Raw genomic sequence first — 20,170 nt, 5'->3', positions numbered from 1 at the left:
ATGAAAAAGACGCTGATATTGTTGAGCATGGTGATAGCCCTGGTGATCCTGCCGTTCTTCATTAATCATGGCGGCGAATACGGCGGTTCTGATGGGGAGGCTGAAAGCCAGATCCAGGCCATTGCGCCGGATTATAAACCCTGGTTTGAGCCACTGTATGAACCGGCCAGTGGTGAAATCGAAAGTTTGCTGTTCACCCTGCAGGGTTCGCTTGGCGCGGCAGTGATTTTCTACATTCTGGGTTATTGCAAAGGTAGACAACGTCGTGATGACCGGGCTTGACAGGCTTAGCTACCAGAGCCGCTGGTTTCATGTATCACCGGAGCGAAAGTTTTTGCTCTGGGTGGTGATGATGACGCTGGCATTCACCCTGCCTCCCTGGGGGCAGGGCGTTGAGCTTCTGTTTACCGCAGGGCTGACCTGTTGGTTATTACGCCTTTCGGTGTGGCGCTGGTGCCGGTGGATGGCCTTGCCCTTTGGTTTTTTAGTGGTTGGTGTGGTGACGATTCTGTTTAGCGTAAGCCGCGATCCCCACTCGCTGTTGGTCAGTTTGCCTGTCGGATCCTACTGGCTGGGGATTACCTCTTCAGGGCTTATCACCGCTAACGAAACCTTCTGGCGTAGCCTGGCCGCACTGGCGGCAACGTTCTGGCTGGTGCTGAATCTACCGTTTCCCCAACTGATTGTATTGCTAAAACGCGCACGCGTGCCGCGACTGCTCACTGAGCAGATCCTGCTGACCTGGCGCTTCATTTTTATTCTGTTAGACGAGGCGCTTGCCATTCATCGCGCGCAAACGCTGCGTTTTGGTTATCGTAGTCTGCCGAAAAGCTATCGTTCTCTGGCGATGTTGGTCGGATTACTGTTTACTCGCGTGCTGATCCGCTATCAGCAAATGGCTACCACGCTGGATATCAAACTGTATCAGGGTGATTTTCACCTGTAAGGAAAAGCATGCTTGCCACGACAGAGCTCTGGTTTCGCTATCAGGATGAGCAGGTACTCAAAGGGCTCACGCTGGATTTTTCCGCGCATTCTGTGACCGGATTAGTGGGCGCGAATGGCTGCGGGAAATCGACGTTGTTTATGAACCTGAGCGGCCTTCTGCGCCCACAAAAAGGGGCGGTTCTGTGGCAGGGGAAACCGCTGGATTACAGTAAACGCGGCCTGTTGGCGTTGCGCCAGCAGGTGGCTACCGTCTTTCAGGACCCCGATCAGCAAATATTCTATACCGACATCGATAGCGACATTGCGTTTAGCCTGCGTAATCTGGGCGTGGCGGAAGCCGAAATAGCCCGACGTGTGGAGGATGCGCTGACGCTGGTGGATGCCCAGCATTTTCGCCATCAACCGATCCAGTGTTTAAGCCACGGGCAGAAAAAACGGGTGGCGATTGCGGGGGCGATGGTATTACAGGCCCGTTATCTGTTGCTGGATGAACCGACGGCAGGTCTTGACCCTGCTGGCAGAACGCAAATGATCGACATCATCAAGCGGATTGTGGCGCAGGGGAATCACGTCGTCATCTCCAGCCATGATATCGATCTCATTTATGAAGTCAGCGATGCGGTATATGTCCTGCGCCGTGGCGAAGTGCTGGCGCATGGCGAGCCGGGCGAGGTATTTTCCCGTACTGAATTAATCGAACAAGCTGGGTTAACGCAGCCCTGGCTGGTGAAACTGCATGCCCAATTGGGGCTACCGCTGTGTAAAACCGAAGCTGAATTTTTTAGTCGTATGCGAGAGAACGCACTGAAGGAGGCGTCATGACGCAGGCAATAATGTTGCAGGGAACGGCATCTGATGTGGGCAAAAGCGTGCTGGTGGCAGGGCTGTGCCGTATTTTTTATCAGGACGGTCTGCGTACGGCGCCTTTTAAATCGCAGAATATGGCGCTGAACTCCGGTATCACACCGGATGGCAAAGAGATGGGCCGCGCGCAGATCTTTCAGGCGGAGGCCGCAGGGATTACCCCCGACGTGCGGATGAATCCGGTGCTGCTAAAACCCACCAGCGATCGCAAAGCGCAAGTGGTACTGATGGGCAAAGTGGCCACCAATATGGATGCCGTCAGCTACCACGAATATAAACCGCGACTACGGGAACAGATCCTTGAGGTATACAGCAGCCTGGCGCAGGAACATGACGTCATCGTGCTGGAGGGGGCGGGCAGCCCGGCAGAGATAAACCTGCGCGATCGCGACATCGTCAATATGGGGATGGCGGAGATGGCAAAATGCCCGGTGATCCTGGTGGCGGATATCGACCGGGGCGGGGTCTTCGCCTCTATATATGGCACGCTGGCCCTGCTGCACGACCATGAACGCGCCAGGGTGAAAGGGGTCATCATCAACAAATTCAGAGGTGATGTGGCGCTGCTTTACTCCGGCATTGAACAAATAGAGTCATTGACCGGGGTGCCGGTGCTGGGGGTAATGCCCTGGCTGGATGTGGATCTGGAAGATGAAGATGGCGTGGCGCTGCAAAAAGGGAAATACCTGCGCACCGAAAAACGCGACATCGATATTGCGGTTGTTCAACTGCCGCACATCTCAAATTTTACCGATTTCAACGCGCTGGCAGCCCAACCGGATGTCCGGGTACGCTATGTGCGGCATCCTGAAGAGCTGGAAACAGTCGATTTGGTGCTTCTGCCCGGCAGTAAAAACACGCTGGGCGATCTGGTGTGGATGCGCGAAAGCGGTATGGCGCATGCTGTTTTACAGGCACATCAACGCAGCGTACCCATCATGGGCATTTGCGGCGGCTACCAGATCCTCGGCGATACCATCATTGATGAAGTGGAGTCCGGGCTGGGCACGCTGCCGGGGCTTGGCTTACTCGACACCGTCACCCATTTTGCGCAGCACAAAACCACGACCCAGGTAGAAGCAACAATGTCGCCTGCACTGCCCGGATGGCTGGCTGCAGCTTCAGGTTTGCCCGTACGTGGCTATGAAATTCACATGGGCGAAACCACGCTGAACGAGAATTGTCGCTCCGTGATGCAGTTGCAAAAAAACGGGCAAGATGTGGCGGATGGCGCGGTGACCGAGGACGGACTGGCGTTTGGCACCTACCTGCATGGTCTGTTTGATAGCGATGATTTTACCCGTGCTCTGCTCAATGGCCTGCGCGTGCGTAAAGGTCTGCAACCCCTGGATATGGCTTTTCAGTATGGGCAGTACAAATTGCAGCAGTTCGATCTGCTGGCAGAAGGGATGCGTGAACATATTGATATTGATAAGATTTATCAAATCATGCAACAACATCAGGAGCCGGTATGATGATTCTGGTAACGGGCGGGGCGCGCAGTGGAAAAAGCCGACATGCCGAAGCGCTGATTGCGGACTCGCCGCAGGTGTTATACATCGCAACGTCTCAGGTTTTTGACGAGGAGATGGCGGCGCGAATTCAACATCATCGGGACGGACGACCGGCGCACTGGCGTACCGCCGAGCGCTGGCAACAGCTTGATGAGTTGATCACAGCGCAAAACGATCCCAATGAGGCCATTTTGTTGGAGTGCATCACGACAATGGTGACCAACATGCTGTTTGCGTTGGGGGGCGAGAGCGATCCCGATAGCTGGGATTATGCGGCGATGGAACGCGCCATTGAGGACGAGGTCCACGCGCTGATTGCTGCCTGCCAGCGCTGTCCTGCAAACGTGGTGCTGGTGACCAACGAAGTTGGGATGGGCATCGTCCCGGAGAATCGTCTGGCGCGCCATTTTCGCGATATTGCTGGGCGGGTTAACCAACGGCTTGCCAGCGCTGCCGATGAGGTGTGGCTGGTAGTGTCAGGTATTGGAGTCAAAATTAAATGAGTAAGTTGTTCTGGGCAATGCTTTCGTTTATCAGTCGTTTGCCCGTACCCGTCCGCTGGTCGCAGGGACTGGATTTCGATCAGTATTCACGCGGCATTGTGATGTTTCCGCTGATTGGTCTGGTGCTGGGTGGGTTAAGTGGTCTGGTGTTTATGGCCGTGCAACCCTGGTGCGGCATTCCTCTGGCGTCACTGTTTGCGGTGCTGACGCTGGCGCTCTTAACGGGTGGTTTCCATCTGGATGGCCTTGCCGATACCTGCGATGGCGTATTTTCTGCGCGTCGCCGGGAACGCATGCTGGAGATCATGCGTGACAGTCGTCTGGGAACGCACGGCGGGCTGGCACTGATTTTTGTCTTGCTGGCGAAGGTTCTGGTGATCAGTGAACTGGCGCTGCGGGGAACGCCTGTACTGGCGTCGCTGGTCGCTGCCTGTGCCGCCGGACGGGGCATTGCCGTATTGCTGATGTACCGCCATCGCTATGCCCGCGAAGAAGGGCTGGGCAATGTGTTTATCGGCAAAGTCACCGGGCGACAGACCTGCGTCACGCTAGGTTTAGCGGCGATTTTGGCCGCCGTGCTGCTTCCGGGTATGCATGGGCTGGCGGCGATAGTGGTCACAATGGTGGCGATTTTCATTCTTGGTCAATTACTTAAACGTACGTTGGGTGGACAAACTGGCGATACGCTGGGCGCGGCTATCGAACTTGGTGAGTTAATCTTCCTGCTGGCTCTGCTGTGAGTCAGCCAACACAATGAGAACCCTTATGCAGACTTTATCCTCAGTACTCCGTGCGATCCCACCGATTGACGGTGATGCGATGTCGCGTGCGCAGCAACATATTGACGGTTTGCTCAAGCCGCCAGGCAGTCTCGGTCGCCTGGAAGCGCTGGCTGTGCAACTGGCCGGAATGCCGGGTCTCAACGGCATACCTCACGTGGGTGAGAAAGCGATGTTGGTGATGTGCGCAGATCACGGCGTATGGGATGAAGGGGTCGCCGTCTCGCCGAAAGTGGTGACTGCGGTTCAGGCTGCAAATATGCTGCGGGGAACGACAGGCGTCTGTGTGCTGGCCGCACAGGCGGGCGCAAAGGTGCATGTGATCGATGTCGGGATTGATTGCGACCTTATCCCTGGCGTTGTAAACATGCGCGTGGCGCGTGGATGCGGCAATATCGCCACAGGGCCGGCAATGAGCCGCACGCAAACCGAAGAGTTACTGCTGGAAGTGATTCGGTATACCCAGGAACTGGCAAAAAACGGCGTGACGTTGTTTGGTGTTGGGGAGTTGGGTATGGCGAATACCACCCCGGCCGCAGCAATCGTGAGCGTGCTGACCGGAAACGATGCTGAGGATGTGGTCGGAATTGGGGCCAATCTCCCGTTGTCTAAAGTGGGGAATAAAGTGGATGTGGTGCGTCGTGCCATTAGCGTGAATCAGCCTGACTCGCGTGACGGTATTGATGTGCTGGCCAAGGTGGGGGGATTTGATCTGGTTGGTATGGCTGGCGTGATGCTTGGCGCGGCGTCCTGCGGATTACCCGTACTGATGGATGGTTTCCTCTCTTATTCGGCGGCGCTGGCGGCTTGTCGGATTGCTCCTGAGATTAAGCCGTATTTGATACCTTCCCATTTCTCGGCGGAGAAAGGGGCGCGGATTGCGCTGGCGCATCTGGAACTGGACCCGTATCTGAATATGGGGATGCGACTGGGTGAGGGCAGTGGCGCCGCGCTCGCCATGCCGATCGTTGAGGCGGCCTGTGCGATGTACAGCAATATGGGACATCTGGCAGACAGCAATATCGAACTGCCGGACGGTAAAGAAGCATAGTCACTCTCTGCAACCCCCGCTTACAGGTGGGGGTTTCCTTTTTAAACCCGTTTATTGTTACACTCTTGCAAGTGAATAGTCCTTCGTTAACACCCATCGTATATCAAAAAGCTATAATTAACTGACACCTGCCGCGACTGAGGAAAGGGAAATGATGCCTCGTGTGAAATTGTTTTGCTCTCTGGTCATGCTATTGACCAGCCAGATCGCCATGGCGGTGACTTACCCGCTACCGCCTGACGGAAGTCGCCTGGTGGGCGCCCCGCTGACGATGATAGTACCGGATAAAAATACCCAACCGCTGGAGACATTTGCAGCTCAGTACGGTCTGGGATTGAGCAATATGCTGGAAGCGAACCCCGGAGTGGATGTCTATCTCCCCAGGTCCGGGTCGACGCTCGTTATCCCGCAACAGCTCATTTTGCCCGCAACGGTCCGCGAGGGCATAGTGATTAATGTTGCGGAAATGCGTCTCTACTATTATCCGAGTGGGGGAAATACGGTTGAAATTCTGCCCATCGGCATTGGCCAGGCAGGGCGAGAAACCCCGCGTAACTGGGTGACATCGGTACAGCGCAAACAGGAAGCGCCGACATGGAGTCCTACCCCTAATACACGTCGTGAATATGCCCGGAGAGGGGAGAGTCTGCCCGCGTTCGTTCCTGCGGGGCCGGATAACCCGATGGGGTTGTATGCCATTTATATTGGCAAGCTGTACGCTATTCATGGCACGAACGCCAATTTTGGCATTGGCCTGCGTGTGAGTCAGGGCTGTATCCGCTTACGTAACGATGACATTAAATATCTGTTCGACAACGTGCCGGTGGGCACGCGTGTGCAACTGATCGACCAGCCGGTGAAATACACCACAGAGCCGGACGGTAGCCGCTGGCTTGAAGTTCACGAGCCGCTGTCACGTAATCGCGCCGAATATGAATCCGACAGAAAAGTCCCGCTGCCGGTAACGCCTGCGCTACGCACCTTCATGACGAGCGGTGGCGTTGATGCCAGCCGGGTCAACCATGAACTGGAGCGTCGCTCCGGAATGCCGATAAATATTAATGTCGGTGCCATCAATCAATAAATGATGCGCCTGAATAACGGCAGTAGCAGAAAAGAAAAATACCGCCAGATGTTATGGCGGTAATAAATCAGACATTAGCATTGCTTTTCACAAATCCCCAGGCCCTGTTTTTTAGTGATTATGGTTGGCCTCTAAAATTTAATCTGTCGCGAGAATTAAGTAAAATAATTCATATAGTTCCGCTTAAGGATTTCATGGATCTCCTCTCTCGACTTTCCTTCAATAGCATCTAAAAAATCGTGAGTGGACAGTTTTCTATTGAGATTGCTGGAGAAACCATGATCCATAAAAATCCGTATGTCGTTATCCTTGAGGTGATAATTTACTTTAATATGGTCAACGTTCATCTCATTCAGCAACCATGAAATACGGTTTGAGAAGGTGACGACAATATCGGCATCTAAATCTTTTAGCCGTTCTTTTTCATGAATGTTAATCGATTCTTTTACATCGATGTCCAGATGAAATTTGAGATGACTGATAAAAAAGTCAATTTTTTCTACAGCAGAATTTGTTACTATGATAACTGTTTTTCTATTTCGACCCGATAACTTGCTGCTGTTGATATGTTTTTTTATTATCAGGGTTATCGTTGATAGCTGATTTTTATCAAGATTAAGTTGGTATGCCGATTCTAAAACCTGAATTGACTGCTGAACAATTTGGAAAAGGTTGGGGTAGTGTTTCTCAGTACTTGATAGATTATTATCAAATAGGCTGTAACCAAGAATACTGCGCAAAATGCACTTCTGAATATACGGATAAAGTTCATGCAAAAGCGCATCAGGGTAGATTATTGTAGTAATGATATTTTTACTCACTTCAGTAAAAAATGCTCTCAGCGTCTCGTACAGACGCAAATCGATGAGTGGCAGTTCCGTACTTCTTTGATCGAGTGAGTGGATAAAATAGTGCCTCAGTTGCTCTTCCGCACTGTATGCTTTGTGAGGACAAAGCGGCAGTAATACGGGTACATCGCAGGGGGTGACATGACTTTCGGGAGCACGGACCGACTCTAACAGCAGCCAGATATACAGCAATTTTTTGCTAGGGTAGGAGAGAGCCAGTTGCTCATCGCGGATAACAGCATGAAACCTGCTAACCACCTCAGGTAAAGTTTGCGATTGTTGACTAAACCGGGAAAACATCAATCTTTCATAGACATCGTTAGCGGCGCGCCCGACCAGGGATGCTTCGTGATTCAGTTCGCAAATGGATGCCAGGATCTCCATAATAAGAATCCGCCACGCCGTTTCATTACCCGTAATTCTTATCCCTTTACGACTGACAACTTCAGATTTCAAATCTCGTGCTGATAAATAATTTTCCAGTATTTTCAAATCTTTCTTTTTCGTCGTTAAGCTAATGCCAATCTCTTCATAGAGTCGGGATGTGTTTACCGTCGTATAAAGAAATGCGTAAAAGAGAATAAGTTTAATCCTCTCTTCAACGGATGAGTTATAGTCTTTGACTTTAAGATTTGATAAAAACGCAAGCAAATCAGCATAAGTGAGATCGCAGACAAAAGAGTCGGCATGAATGGCAATACGCTCTGTTTTAAGGTAATAATTAATGTTTGCGACGCTGCGTTTTAACGTGAGTAAGCTCTTTCCTGGAAAATGCTCAGGAATATCCGTAAATGCCAACTGTCCTTTATCTTGCATAAAGCTAAGAAAAGCAATGTCATACTGGTTAATGCTAATAATCACCTCCTTTTTATGCGCACAATCTCAGTTGGTTTAACCTTCATGTCAATATGTAGAAATTGATAGTGAGACGATGCTCACACATTCACGTTATCGTGTTTTCACGGAAACTTATTGTCGCAGTTTTATTACATCAAGTTACCTTGAATGTTGATGTGCCCGCAGATGACAATAGGATCAAATAGTTAAAATTACTGATTAATTAAGACAGAGTATAGCCAATGAAGATGGACAAATTTAAAGACGGCATACAGCTATTTGGACGCTCACTATTATTGCCAATAGCGGTGATGGCACCGATTGGGATGATAATGGGTATCTGTGCTGCGCTGAGCCAGTCTTATATGATAAATAAGTTACCGTTCCTTGGTAACGATGTAATAAAAATGATACTGGAGAGTATGAGGGACATTACCGGGATCGTCTTTAACAATATCCCGTTATTGTTTGCCATGGGGGTTGCCTATGGGCTTTCCAAAAATGAGAAGGGTATTGCAGTATTCTCTGCGGTATTGGCTTACCTGACGCTTACCATCGTGATGAACGTCTGGCTAAAGGTGAATGGCGCGTTAGCCAAGGGCGACCTCTCTTCTGTGGGCCAGGGCCTGGTACTTGGTATACAAACGCTGAAGATTGAAGCAATGGGGGGGATTATTTCCGGGCTGGTGGCTGCAAAAGTGACCGATCGATTTTACCGGCTGCAGCTTCCTCTGGCTTTTGCTTTCTTCAGCGGTAAGAAGTCAGTCCCGATCATCACTTTCCTGTACATGATCCCTGTTGGGTTGCTGATTCCTTTCGTCTGGAGTGGGGTCACCACCGCGCTGACCAGCATCTCATTCATTATGATGAACGACACGTTCGGCGTCGGTGTGTACTGGTTTATTCACCGCACTCTGATTCCTTTCGGCCTCCATCATGTGCTGGCCTCGGTGCTGCGCTTTACCGAAGCAGGCGGGACCTACTTGATTAATGGGGAAACCTATACCGGTATTCTCAATGCCACCAATAAGATCCTCTTTGAGCTTGGTCCAAACGATCCGAGCTGGTCATTGATGCCTAAACTCACCGCCTACCTGGGCGCAGGCCAGATGCTCAATACGCTCTTCCGTGTTCCAGCTATTGGTCTGGCAATGTATCACGCCTCGTTTAAGGCTAACCGTCCTATTGCTAAAGGGATGATCCTGACCATCGTGTTGACCGCCTTCCTCGGCAACGTGACTGAACCGCTGGAGTTTTCATTCCTGTTTATCGCGCCAGGTCTGTTCTTTATCTACACCGTGCTGTGTGGGGTGATGGCCATCCCTCTGGCGTTCCTTGATGTTTCCATTGGCTATATCCGTGGCACCATTTTTGACTTCGGTATCTTTGGACTGCTGTATGAAAACACCCACTGGGTTCAGCTCGTTATCCTGGGGGCGGTGAACTTTGTCGTCTTCTATGTGGTGTTCCGCTTTGCGATTGAAAAATTCAAAATCCAGACGCCGGGCCGTGAAGAAGAGATCAGAAACAATAACCTGTTGAAAGAAAAGCGTTATCTGGAAATTGCCACTCTGGTATTAGAAGGACTTGGCGGGAGTGACAATATTAAGAATGTTGATAACTGCGTAACTCGCTTACGTATCGATTTAAAAGACCAGGGTAAGGTACAGACTGATACGTTAAAAAATGCAGGATCTTCAGGAATATTTATTCCTAAAAATAACCATATCCACGTTGTTTTCGGTCCACACGTCGAGTTTGTAAAGAACGCGATTGTCGATAAGATTGCTGGCAAATGATCAATAAGGAATAAATCGTGAGTGCTTTATACGATTCAAAAACAAAAACGATGGATGATCGCGGGATCAGAGCGTTATTAACCGAAGAAGAAAAATTCCGCTCCTGGCTGGATATTGAAGCCGCGCTGGCAAAAGCTCAGAGTGAAATAGGAATAATTCCGGCAGATGATGCCAAAAAAATTATCCAGTCGTGTCGCATTGAAAACATCGATATTAACACCGTTAATGAGTTGCAAAGAGAAATTGGGCATGGCTTTGTGCCCTTTCTAAAAATGCTGGTAAAAGCTTGTCCGGCGGATAGTGGAAAATTTGTTCACTATGGTGTTACCACACAAAATATTCAGCAGAGTGCGCAACTGCTGGTAATGAAGAAGGTACACGTTAAATTCAAAACGGTTATTGAAGAGATTCTGCTTAATCTTGCACAGATCGCCACCCGTGAAGCGAATACCGTCATGCCAGGACGAACTCATGGCCGCCATGCTATTCCCATTACGTTTGGCTTTAAGGTTGCGGTATGGATCGATGAATTCCAGATGATGCTGGAACGCATGGAACAATGCGAAAAAAGGGTATTTCGCATCATGATGGGGGGAGCCGTAGGCGCCTTCAACTCAAGTGGTGAAGCTGGGCGGCAGGTACAAACTCGCATGGCTGAACTGCTGGGTATGTCTGAGATGCGCGTTCCTTCTCGCAATATCGCCAACCATAAAGTTGAGTATGTTCAGGTGCTTTCATTGCTGGCCAGTTGTTGCCACAAGATCGCCGAGGAAGTTTACAGTACGTCACTGGAAGAAATTGCTGAGCTGGGTGAAGGATTTACGACCGGAACGGTTGGCAGCAGCACGATGCCTCATAAGGTCAATCCAAAGCTTGCTAAAGGTATTATCGCTAACGCACAGAAACTGTACTCACTTTCTTCTGTCATGCTCAACTCTTCAAGTCGTCCCTACGAAGCGGACAGCTCTTCTTATATGCTACTGGAATCATCGTTACATGAAGCGCTGGCGTTAATGACAGAAATTATTTTACGCGCTGAGGAGCTCACCCGAACGCTGCATGTTAACCGGGAGCAGATGTGCCGCAATGCAGGTATTAATAGCGGTCTGGATAATAGTGAATTCATAATGATGAAGCTTGCTGCCGTACTGGGAAAAGATAAGGCCCATGAAAAAATGTATTCACTGGCAATGCAGTCAATACATGAGAAATCCAGTTTTTCTAAACTGCTGTGTGAAGACCCTCAAATTTCAGATTTATTTACAACAGATGAGATTTTGACATTTCTGGAACCCAATAACTATACCGGATTGTCATCAACAATCGCCGAAGAAGTCGCAAGGTCCGTCAAGGAAGAGTTAACCCTACGGGGCTAATCGCCATCTGATAATAACGACAAATTGTGAATATAAAGTATGGGCAGAAATGCCCATACGACAGATTTTCTATGTTTAAAATATGGAGTGTTTATGAACAATTTTTTTAAATTGAGTACCCTGTCTATTATTATTCTCTCTTTTTCTGCTGGTGCGGTAACACTCGACTATCGGCATGAATATAAAGCCGACAGTAAAACCAATGCAGATCGCCTGAAACTGAGTCACACCACCCAGAGTGGGTATTTTGCTAGTGTGGAAGGTAAGCAGGCGGAAAGTACGAAAGTGATGTCTGATGGATTTAAAGAAGGCAATGGTGGTTACAGTGGCAATGGCAGCGAGTGGGAATTTGGGCGTAATTTTAAAATAACGGATAAATTAACTCTTGCCCCGGCCGTGAATCTGGATAATGGTGATACCTTTGTTGGTTATCGTGCGCAGATTAAAGCCATTTATAAAATTACTGATAGCTGGGTGACAACATTTCGCTGGCGTCCGGGTATTCAGGTTGATGAAAAATCATCCGTAGATAACAAAAATTATAACCAGTTCAACTGGGAGTTTGGCTACGTCAGCGATAAATTTACCGTAACGGGTGATTATGAATACCGCTTTACAAACTATGAGGACTACAAAGGGGATCATAATTACTGGTTGTATAATGTTGTCGCGACGTTACCGCTCAACAAAAACTGGACACCTTATACTGAAATAGGCGTGGTTCCTCGTTACAACACCAACCACGAAAAAGACGAAATGGAAATGCGCTACCGTCTTGGCATTAAATACAACTTCTAAATTAGCCATTCACCCGACATCAGTATTTGGTCGGGTACGCAAGCCTACCGTATCTGCGTACGCCGGGGATGTGGGTCATACTGGCGAATTAAGGCTGAATCAGAAAGCAAAAAGCCCGCTAAAAAGCGGGCTTTTCTAAATATGGCTCCTCTGACTGGACTCGAACCAGTGACATACGGATTAACAGTCCGCCGTTCTACCGACTGAACTACAGAGGAATCGTGTGAACGGGGCGAATATTAGCGACGCCCATCGTCATTGTCAAAGCCTGAATGCACAAACTTGATCGTTTGCCGAAATTTTCCCCATTTCGCCGTTTATTCACACGCGTTCGGTTGTTTTACACACTTTTCATGCGCCGGGCGAGGGTATTTCCAGAGCCATCGTCCGGTCACCATACGCCAGTAAAAGAGAGCCGCACGGACTGCCCAGTCGAAGAACATCCCCATCCAGACACCCACTACGCCCCAGCCAAGAACAATTCCCAACGTGTAACCTGCCACGACACGGCATCCCCACATCCCCAACATCGAAACCCACATGGCATACCGGGCGTCACGTGCGCCCTTAAATCCGGCAGGTAATACCCAGGATGCCGCCCAGATAGGCATAAATGCTGCGTTCAGCCAAATCAGGATCACCACCACATCTTTTACATCCTGATCGTGGGTGTAAAACGATGCCATTATTCCGGCAAAGGGCGCGCTCAACCACGCGATTGCCGTTAATCCGATGGTGGAAAGCCAGAACACATGGCGTAGCTGAATCTCCGCCTGCGCCATTTGACCATTACCCAGTCGTCTGCCGGTGATGATAGTTGATGCCGACCCCAGGGCGTTTCCCGGCAGGTTGATCAACGCAGCAATCGAGAAAGCAATAAAATTACCGGCAATAACACTGGTGCCCATCCCTGCAACGAACATTTGCGTTAGCAGTTTCCCGCTGTTGAACAGGACCGATTCAATACTTGCCGGAATGCCAATGCCCATCACTTCCCAGATAATGGCGAAATTTAGCGGCTTAAAGTAGCTTTTTAGCGTGATACGCAATGCCGGGTTAAACCCAATCATCAGTACCCAGATAATGGCAACAGCGCCAATATAGCGGGAGATGGTCAGCCCCAGCCCGGCCCCCACAAATCCCAGCCCCTGCCATGAAAAAATCCCGTAAATCAAAATACTGCTGATAATGATATTCAGGATATTCATGCCACCATTGATGAGTAACGGGATTTTGGTATTACCCGCCCCACGTAACGCGCCACTACCAATCAGCGCAATGGCGGCCGCAGGATAACTGAGGACCGTCAGTTCCAGATAAGTCAGCGCCAGGGCTTTCACGTCTGGGGTGGCTTCTCCAGCCACAATATCAATGATCTGCTCACCGAAATAATGAATCACAGCCGCCAGTACGATGGCAAAAAGCGTCATGATCACCAGCGATTGCCTCGCAGCGGCTCTGGCTCGTCGCCGATCGCGTTTACCCAGGCTAAACGCCACCACGACCGTAGTCCCCAGATCGATAGCGGCAAAAAACGCCATGATAACCATGTTGAAGCTATCGGCGAGCCCGACGCCAGCCATGGCCTCTTTGCCCAACCAACTGACCAGGAAGGTACTTAATACCCCCATTAACAGGACACAGGTGTTTTCAAGAAAAATAGGGACAGCAAGCGGGGTGATTTCACGCCAGAAAAGAACTTTATAACTCTTGCGTTTGGCATACCAGGGTGTGCGGGAAACAGCCCGGCGTAAAGCGGTGGAGACGTTCAAAGTGGACCTTAAAGAAAAAGTTGAAACCTCATTTCAAATGATGAGGGAGAAACAGAAAAGCTGCAAAGTTTTTTCCAGGAAAAATGTCTGCAATTGCTACAAATTGTTGAGAGAAACGGCAAATGAACCGTTATGGGGGAAATGGGGTTTGACAAAAAAAATTTCGCCGCTAAGATATGCCTCCACACCGATTCCTCTGTAGTTCAGTCGGTAGAACGGCGGACTGTTAATCCGTATGTCACTGGTTCGAGTCCAGTCAGAGGAGCCAAATTTAGAGAAGCCCGCTTTTTAGCGGGCTTTTTGCTTTCTTATTCAGGCTTAATTCGCCTGTACCCGAATGGGTGCCGTTGCGGCAAACAGCCACGGACGCGCCTCGCTGTTCACCAGCGGAGATAACGTTTCTCTGACCTGCTGATGGTAGTCATCGATCCATTGTTTCTCCGCGTCACTCAGCAGATGTAACTCCACCAGATTCAGATCGATGGGCACCAGCGTCAGCGTGGAGAACTTACAGAATCCTGGGCGGCTTTCTACGATCTCAACCTGATTTTCAATACGGATACCGTATTGTCCTGCGAGGTAATAACCCGGCTCAATGGTCATGATATTGCCTGCGGTCAACGGCCACGGATTCACTTTTTTGGCCAGACGGTGAGGCTGCTCGTGGATCAAAAGCTGATGACCGACACCGTGACCGGTTCCGTGATCGTAGTCGAGGCCGAGTTCCCAAAGCGCCCGACGGGCGAACGCATCGAGTTGGTGGCCCTGACTTCCGCTGGGGAACTGCAGGGTGATCAGTGACAGGAAGCCCTTCAGTACAGCAGTGTAATGCAGCTTCCTCTGTGCATTCTGAGGCCCAAACGCCAGCGTACGGGTGGTATCGGTGGTTCCATTGTGATACTGGCCGCCGGAATCGTTCAGGTACATCGCTTGTGATGTGATCGGCGTATTGGTTTGTTCGCTCGAGTGATAATGACACATGGCGGCGTTGCTTGCGGAGGCCGAAATCGTGCCAAAACTTTGTTCAATAAACCCTGGTTGCTGTTGACGATAGAACAGCTGTTTTGCCTGGGCCTCCAGTTCGGTCACGGGATTGCCTGCTGCTTCGCGCAGGGGAACCTCATGCGCCAGCCATGCCAGAAAATTAACCCAGGCGGCGCCATCCTGTTGGTGGCATTCCCGATAACCGGCCAGCTCTGTTTCGTTTTTATTCGCTTTGATAAAGGTAATGGGATCGGGCGCCCAAATGACTTCGCCGCCGTGCTGTTCAATGGCAAAACGTAGCGCAACCGGTGCGTAATCTTTATCGACCAGAACGCGTTTCCCTGGGGCGAGTTGTTGGCAACGAGACAGGAAATTCTCCTGCGCTGAGAGCGTCAACGTCTCCAGCAATGTCTCCGGTAATGCTGTGGTTTTTCGGCTATCGACGAACCACTCCAGTTCACCCGTGCGGTGCAGCAGAGCAAAAGAGAAAGGCACCGGCACCATATTCAGGTCTGAGCCGCGCACATTCAGCAGCCAGGCAATGTTGTCCGGCAAGGTGATAGCGAGAAGATCAGCCTGATGTTTATCCAGAGCTTCAATAATCCGCGCGCGCTTTTGCGTGCTGCTTTCTCCGCTGATTTCAATCGGCATTTCTCGAATGAGTCCACAAGGTGGCGCGGGACGGTCGTGCCATACGGTGTCGAAGGGGTCACTCTCTAAGGCGACCAGTTCACAGTGCGTCGCAGAGAGGGCTTCAAACTGGCTGTTAGCCATCAGTAAAGGCTCGAACGCGATACGTGCGCCTGCCGGAACATGTGTCTGTAGATAGTCTGCCAGCGGTTCGTCGTGCAAATGATGAATCTCAAAATCGTTGAGATCGACTTCGGCGCGCACCTGTACCTGGTATCGCCCGTCGACGAAGATTAACGCCCGGTCGCGGAGCACCAGCGCCAGTCCGGCGGAGCCGCTAAACCCGGTCAACCAGGCCAGTTTGTTGTCATGCGGCGTACAATCTTCGCTCTGATGAGCGTCGGCGCGTGGGACAATCATGCCATCCAGCCCTTGCGTTATCAGTAAGCTGCGCAGAGCGGAAAGGGGAGTTGAATTTTGCATAGATACCTTCTGGCCTTAACGGAACGGCGGTTCGTTGAACGTACGTAATTTACGGGAATGCAGACGATCGCCTTCTGCGCGCAGCAGGTCGATCGCCCGGATACCAATCTGCAGGTGCTCGGAAATGGCACCCTCATAAAAACGGTTAGCCTGACCCGGAAGTTTGATTTCTCCGTGCAGCGGCTTATCGGAAACACACAGCAGCGTGCCGTAGGGAACGCGGAAACGGTAGCCCTGCGCAGCAATGGTGGCGCTTTCCATATCAATCGCCACGGCGCGACTCAGGTTGAAGCGCAATGCTGAGGCCGAATAACGTAACTCCCAGTTTCGATCATCTGTGGTGACCACGGTTCCGGTGCGCAGGCGTTGTTTAACCTCTTCACCCGGCATTCCACTGACCTGTTTGGTGGCGTCATAGAGCGCGCGCTGTACTTCGGCAATGCTGGGGATTGGGATATCGGGCGGCAGTACGGCGTCCAGTACGTGATCGTCGCGCAAATAGGCGTGAGCCAGCACGTAATCGCCAATGGACTGGCTTTCACGTAATCCACCACAGTGGCCGATCATGAGCCAGACATCCGGGCGCAGGACGGCCAGATGGTCGCAAATCGTTTTGGCGTTTGAAGGGCCGACACCGATGTTCACCAGCGTAATGCCCTGGCCGTCCGCCGTGATCAGATGCCAGGCGGGCATTTGATGCTTTTTCCAGGCCAAATCGGAAATGGCCTCTTCCGGCGCTTCTGTTTCTGCGGTGATCCAGATCCCTCCTGCACAAGACAGGGCGATGTAAGGGCTGTCTGGATCCAGAATTTGGCTGCATCCCCAGCGCACAAATTCATCCACGTAACGGGTGTAGTTGGTAAACAATACGAAGGGCTGAAAATGTTCAACCGGCGTGCCGGTATAGTGGCGCAGGCGCGCCAGCGAGAAATCGACACGGCGGGCATCAAAATGCGACAGGGGAGAAAACTCTGCCGGATGATAGATGCCGTCGGCTGTTTCATCACCAATCTGTGCCAGTTCAGTGGTTGGGAAATGGCGCGTGAGTCCGGCGCTCATTGAACGATCAAGCGTCAACGCGGAGCCGTCAATGACATAAGGATAGGGGATTTCATGGTGCGACGGTTCAACGGAGATATGCGCGCCGTAGTCCTGATAGACAAGCGTGAGCTGTTCCAGCAGATAAGCGCGAAACAGTTCGGGGCGCGTTACGGTGGTGGTGTAGCATCCCGCATGGGTAAAACGCCCAAAAGCGCGCGTTTTGGGGGGATTCGTGGCGGTGCCATCCCAGCTTACTGAGAGTGAAGGGTAGACGAAAAGCCCATTATTTCTTGCGTCGGCATCGGGTAGCGTACCGTTTTCAATATAGTGAGAGATGGCTTCCCGTAGTGCATTTACTGACTGATCATATAACTCATTAAGGCGTTCCAGCGCCTGTTCGGGTGTCAGACCTTTACCCTGATTCTCCATATTGTTCTCCTTATGCGTTCACAGGTTGCCCATACCATTCGATAGTATGTCAGCGAATTGTGAAACAAAAGGGGGCGATGAACGTGGGGTGAAAAAGCCGGAGGGCATCCGGCTTTAGTAGGTTACAGTGTTACTGTTTCCGTTAGTCTTTTTTGGCGGCATTAGCAAAGAAGATATCGGACTGAATATCCTTGGTGCGTAGAGTGAAAAGCTGGTTTGTTAGCGACTCAGTCAGATTCTCGGCGTCAGCCATTACGCGTAAATTAAAGTCATTCAGCATTTTATTTGCGGCATCTTTATTGGTTTTTGCCATTTTCAGATACTCGGCTTCGACCTCTTTCTGTTCTTTCGCGACCTTATCTTCCCAGTCTTTATACGCACGCTTAACGATAGGGGCGAGTTTCGGGTAATCCGTCATCGTCAGCGTCTGCAATTTACGGTATTTCCAGTAAATTGACTGACTGTCCGCTTTATCTGTACCGATACTATAGTTGGCAGGATAGGCTTTTAATCCGCTGTAGTAGGGGACAAATGCGGTGAGATCGGCCATGCCGAGGCCAATATAACTGACTTCGCCGATTTCCTTCGGCAGCCACGGGCGGACCTGCATAACGTGCGCCTCATAGGTACGGAAAACGCTTACCGGACGCCAGGGTTCTTTTCCATTCAGACCTTTTGAATAGGGATCATGTTCGGTGCCTTCGTAATGATCGCGCAGGACGGCTTTAACGTCATCCAGCGTCATTTTTTTCTCAGGCGTGGCGAAGACAGGGAATTGTCTACCGGCGGCGACATCCTGATTCAGTGACGGTGTAAATTGCTTCTGGATAGTCCAGACGCGCGGGTCGTTATACGTCCGGTCACGTTCATCATCACGGGTATAAGCTTTGGAGAAATTAAAAGCTCCGTCGCGTTTCTGGTCATAAAGACCTTTTTCCGTGGCAAATTCAATCAGGGTTTTTGAACCCATAAAATTAGGATCTTTTGCATCGTAAGCTTGTAAACGCCCCTGATTGCCTGACGCAAAATATTGCCCGGAAGGAAGACGCTGCGCCATCCACTGATGTCCGGTGGCGGTTTCCAGATACCAGACTTCATTATCATCGACAACGGCAACACCAAAACCTTCGCCAGCACCTACGGTTTCAATAATATGGCCCAGCAATGCGACGGCTTCCCGTGCGGTTTTTGTCTGGGAAAGGAGAACATCTGGAATATCGTCTTCCGTAATGCCGACATCTTCGACATAGGGATCAAATGCCAGTGCTTTTGGTGAGGCAAAAATAGATTCTGTGCCGCTCACACCGACACCAGCTTCGTTAAAGCCCGTTGCGCCGTGTAACTGGGTTTTCCAGTTAGGGACAGTGGTATAGCGTAAGGAATCCTTCGGTAATGGCCAGGTGAAATTATTCGCACCGTTATGCGCTTTGGTACTGTACACCCCGGTTTGATTTTTTTTCGCCGGATGAATCAGGAAATGCTGTGCTTTCATTGCGTCACTGTCTGCACTACGGGCAACCATCATGGAGCCATCCGCAGACGCTTCATTTCCGACCAACAGTGTTGTACAGGCAAAACCCGATGAAACTACCGCTACGTTTATTGACAGTGCAATAAGGCACTTTTTAAAAGTCGACATGCTCAATCCCTCTTGGTTCCGTTATCAATAGACCGGAAACACACTGCTTCCTTAAGCGCGATGACGCTTCGACTGACCCCGCGTCGTTCGCCAGAGAGATAAATGCGTCTGCCCGCATTTTCTCCAAATATCTGTCCGCGCATCTCAGTCTTTTGGACAAAATAATCGGTCCGTTTCGCTTAATTATTACGCAGAGGATATTGAGGTATTCAGGATGTTACCCAAACAGAGTCGAAGAATAGCAATGACGTAAAGATGATTTCAGTGACGTATATCTCAATGCCGCGCAGCGTAAAAAGAACGGAATGTCTATCTGGAGACATTAATGTGGTTATCAGAAAACAAAATGAAATGAATGAAAGGTGGCGTATCCGGGGGAATATTGCGATACCGGAGGATTATTTTTACTGACTGTAATTAATTGCAAAAAATAAGCACAGGCAGAGAGTAAATCCCGAAAAGCAAAAAGCCCGCTAAAAAGCGGGCTTTTCTAAATTTGGCTCCTCTGACTGGACTCGAACCAGTGACATACGGATTAACAGTCCGCCGTTCTACCGACTGAACTACAGAGGAATCGTGTGAACGAGGCGCATATTAGCGGCGTGAGTTTGGGTTGTCAAAGGGTGAAATACGATTTCGCGTTCGTTTGCTGACAAAATCAACAAAGCGATGCTCTTTCGGGCAGTTTCCCATTTTGCCCTGATCTGGTGCGCTTTTACCTGTGATGGAGCAGAACAATATGACCGATTGGGTTTATAAGAATGTCATGAAGGAATAATGACTTGTTTAAC

16 protein-coding genes and 3 tRNA genes are annotated in these 20,170 nt (G+C 50.4%); 12 read left to right on the top strand and 7 right to left on the bottom strand.

Features of this window, described 5'->3' with window-relative positions; translation table 11 throughout:
• From AC07UY_RS13065 to ldtA, 8 genes are all read left to right on the top strand, one after another.
• Positions 1 to 282 carry an energy-coupling factor ABC transporter substrate-binding protein gene (locus AC07UY_RS13065; RefSeq protein WP_203360789.1) on the top strand — a complete coding sequence of 94 codons (282 nt, stop codon included), beginning with the start codon at positions 1 to 3 and terminating at the stop codon, positions 280 to 282.
• Positions 269 to 946 (top strand): energy-coupling factor ABC transporter transmembrane protein, encoded by a 678-nt coding sequence (locus AC07UY_RS13060; RefSeq protein ID WP_494660354.1) that lies wholly within the window; start codon positions 269 to 271, stop codon positions 944 to 946. The genes AC07UY_RS13065 and AC07UY_RS13060 overlap by 14 nt, the downstream gene beginning before the upstream one ends.
• An 8-nt stretch (positions 947 to 954) precedes the next feature.
• Positions 955 to 1,770, top strand: coding sequence for an energy-coupling factor ABC transporter ATP-binding protein (locus AC07UY_RS13055; RefSeq protein ID WP_203360790.1), 816 nt, complete (start codon positions 955 to 957; stop codon positions 1,768 to 1,770).
• Complete coding sequence (locus AC07UY_RS13050) at positions 1,767 to 3,287, top strand: cobyric acid synthase (protein WP_494701342.1); 1,521 nt, start codon at positions 1,767 to 1,769, stop codon at positions 3,285 to 3,287. Before AC07UY_RS13055 ends, AC07UY_RS13050 begins: the two co-directional genes overlap by 4 nt.
• Positions 3,284 to 3,829, top strand: coding sequence for a bifunctional adenosylcobinamide kinase/adenosylcobinamide-phosphate guanylyltransferase (gene cobU, locus AC07UY_RS13045; RefSeq protein ID WP_192612655.1), 546 nt, complete (start codon positions 3,284 to 3,286; stop codon positions 3,827 to 3,829). The genes AC07UY_RS13050 and cobU overlap by 4 nt, the downstream gene beginning before the upstream one ends.
• A complete protein-coding gene (gene cobS / locus AC07UY_RS13040) occupies positions 3,826 to 4,569 on the top strand; it encodes an adenosylcobinamide-GDP ribazoletransferase (protein ID WP_494660321.1) in 744 nt (247 codons plus the stop codon). The genes cobU and cobS overlap by 4 nt, the downstream gene beginning before the upstream one ends.
• Before the next feature lie 25 nt (positions 4,570 to 4,594).
• Positions 4,595 to 5,659 (top strand): nicotinate-nucleotide--dimethylbenzimidazole phosphoribosyltransferase, encoded by a 1,065-nt coding sequence (cobT, locus tag AC07UY_RS13035; protein ID WP_494660322.1) that lies wholly within the window; start codon positions 4,595 to 4,597, stop codon positions 5,657 to 5,659.
• 154 nt (positions 5,660 to 5,813) lie between these two features.
• The gene (ldtA, locus tag AC07UY_RS13030; protein WP_494660355.1) at positions 5,814 to 6,743 is read left to right on the top strand and encodes a L,D-transpeptidase; all 930 of its coding nucleotides are present in this window, start codon (positions 5,814 to 5,816) and stop codon (positions 6,741 to 6,743) included.
• A gap of 155 nt (positions 6,744 to 6,898) precedes the next feature.
• Here ldtA and AC07UY_RS13025 read toward each other — a convergent pair whose 3' ends face one another.
• Positions 6,899 to 8,452: a PRD domain-containing protein gene (locus AC07UY_RS13025; protein ID WP_494660323.1), complete on the bottom strand. Its 1,554-nt coding sequence runs from the start codon at positions 8,450 to 8,452 to the stop codon at positions 6,899 to 6,901.
• 218 nt (positions 8,453 to 8,670) lie between these two features.
• On the opposite strand from AC07UY_RS13025, the gene AC07UY_RS13020 reads away from it, so the two are divergent.
• From AC07UY_RS13020 to AC07UY_RS13010, 3 genes are all read left to right on the top strand, one after another.
• Positions 8,671 to 10,227, top strand: coding sequence for a PTS transporter subunit EIIC (locus AC07UY_RS13020; protein WP_494660324.1), 1,557 nt, complete (start codon positions 8,671 to 8,673; stop codon positions 10,225 to 10,227).
• Positions 10,228 to 10,244: 17 nt separating this feature from the next.
• Complete coding sequence (locus AC07UY_RS13015) at positions 10,245 to 11,603, top strand: class-II fumarase/aspartase family protein (protein ID WP_494660325.1); 1,359 nt, start codon at positions 10,245 to 10,247, stop codon at positions 11,601 to 11,603.
• Positions 11,604 to 11,696: 93 nt separating this feature from the next.
• Positions 11,697 to 12,401, top strand: coding sequence for an oligogalacturonate-specific porin KdgM family protein (locus tag AC07UY_RS13010; RefSeq protein WP_494660326.1), 705 nt, complete (start codon positions 11,697 to 11,699; stop codon positions 12,399 to 12,401).
• Between the two features lie 142 nt (positions 12,402 to 12,543).
• On the opposite strand, the gene AC07UY_RS13005 is transcribed toward AC07UY_RS13010, so the two are convergent.
• Positions 12,544 to 12,619: transfer RNA gene (locus tag AC07UY_RS13005), tRNA-Asn, on the bottom strand.
• A gap of 99 nt (positions 12,620 to 12,718) precedes the next feature.
• Entirely contained in the window at positions 12,719 to 14,173 is a 1,455-nt protein-coding gene (locus AC07UY_RS13000) for an EmmdR/YeeO family multidrug/toxin efflux MATE transporter (protein WP_494660327.1), read from the bottom strand.
• A gap of 192 nt (positions 14,174 to 14,365) precedes the next feature.
• On the opposite strand from AC07UY_RS13000, the gene AC07UY_RS12995 reads away from it, so the two are divergent.
• Positions 14,366 to 14,441: transfer RNA gene (locus tag AC07UY_RS12995), tRNA-Asn, on the top strand.
• A gap of 50 nt (positions 14,442 to 14,491) precedes the next feature.
• Here AC07UY_RS12995 and AC07UY_RS12990 read toward each other — a convergent pair.
• The 4 genes from AC07UY_RS12990 to AC07UY_RS12975 form a co-directional block, all read right to left on the bottom strand.
• Positions 14,492 to 16,270: an aminopeptidase P family protein gene (locus tag AC07UY_RS12990; RefSeq protein ID WP_494701343.1), complete on the bottom strand. Its 1,779-nt coding sequence runs from the start codon at positions 16,268 to 16,270 to the stop codon at positions 14,492 to 14,494.
• 15 nt (positions 16,271 to 16,285) lie between these two features.
• Positions 16,286 to 17,740 (bottom strand): AMP nucleosidase, encoded by a 1,455-nt coding sequence (locus AC07UY_RS12985; protein WP_494660329.1) that lies wholly within the window; start codon positions 17,738 to 17,740, stop codon positions 16,286 to 16,288.
• A 142-nt stretch (positions 17,741 to 17,882) separates the two neighbouring features.
• Positions 17,883 to 19,379 (bottom strand): C69 family dipeptidase, encoded by a 1,497-nt coding sequence (locus tag AC07UY_RS12980; protein ID WP_494660330.1) that lies wholly within the window; start codon positions 19,377 to 19,379, stop codon positions 17,883 to 17,885.
• Positions 19,380 to 19,876: 497 nt separating this feature from the next.
• Positions 19,877 to 19,952, bottom strand: a tRNA-Asn gene (locus AC07UY_RS12975).
• Positions 19,953 to 20,170: the final 218 nt, after the last annotated feature.

Source organism: Citrobacter sp. GW821-FHT02E08, from assembly GCF_059421685.1.
The sequence above is the reverse complement of the archived record's forward strand: the minus strand, read 5'-3'. Positions and strand labels throughout refer to the sequence as shown.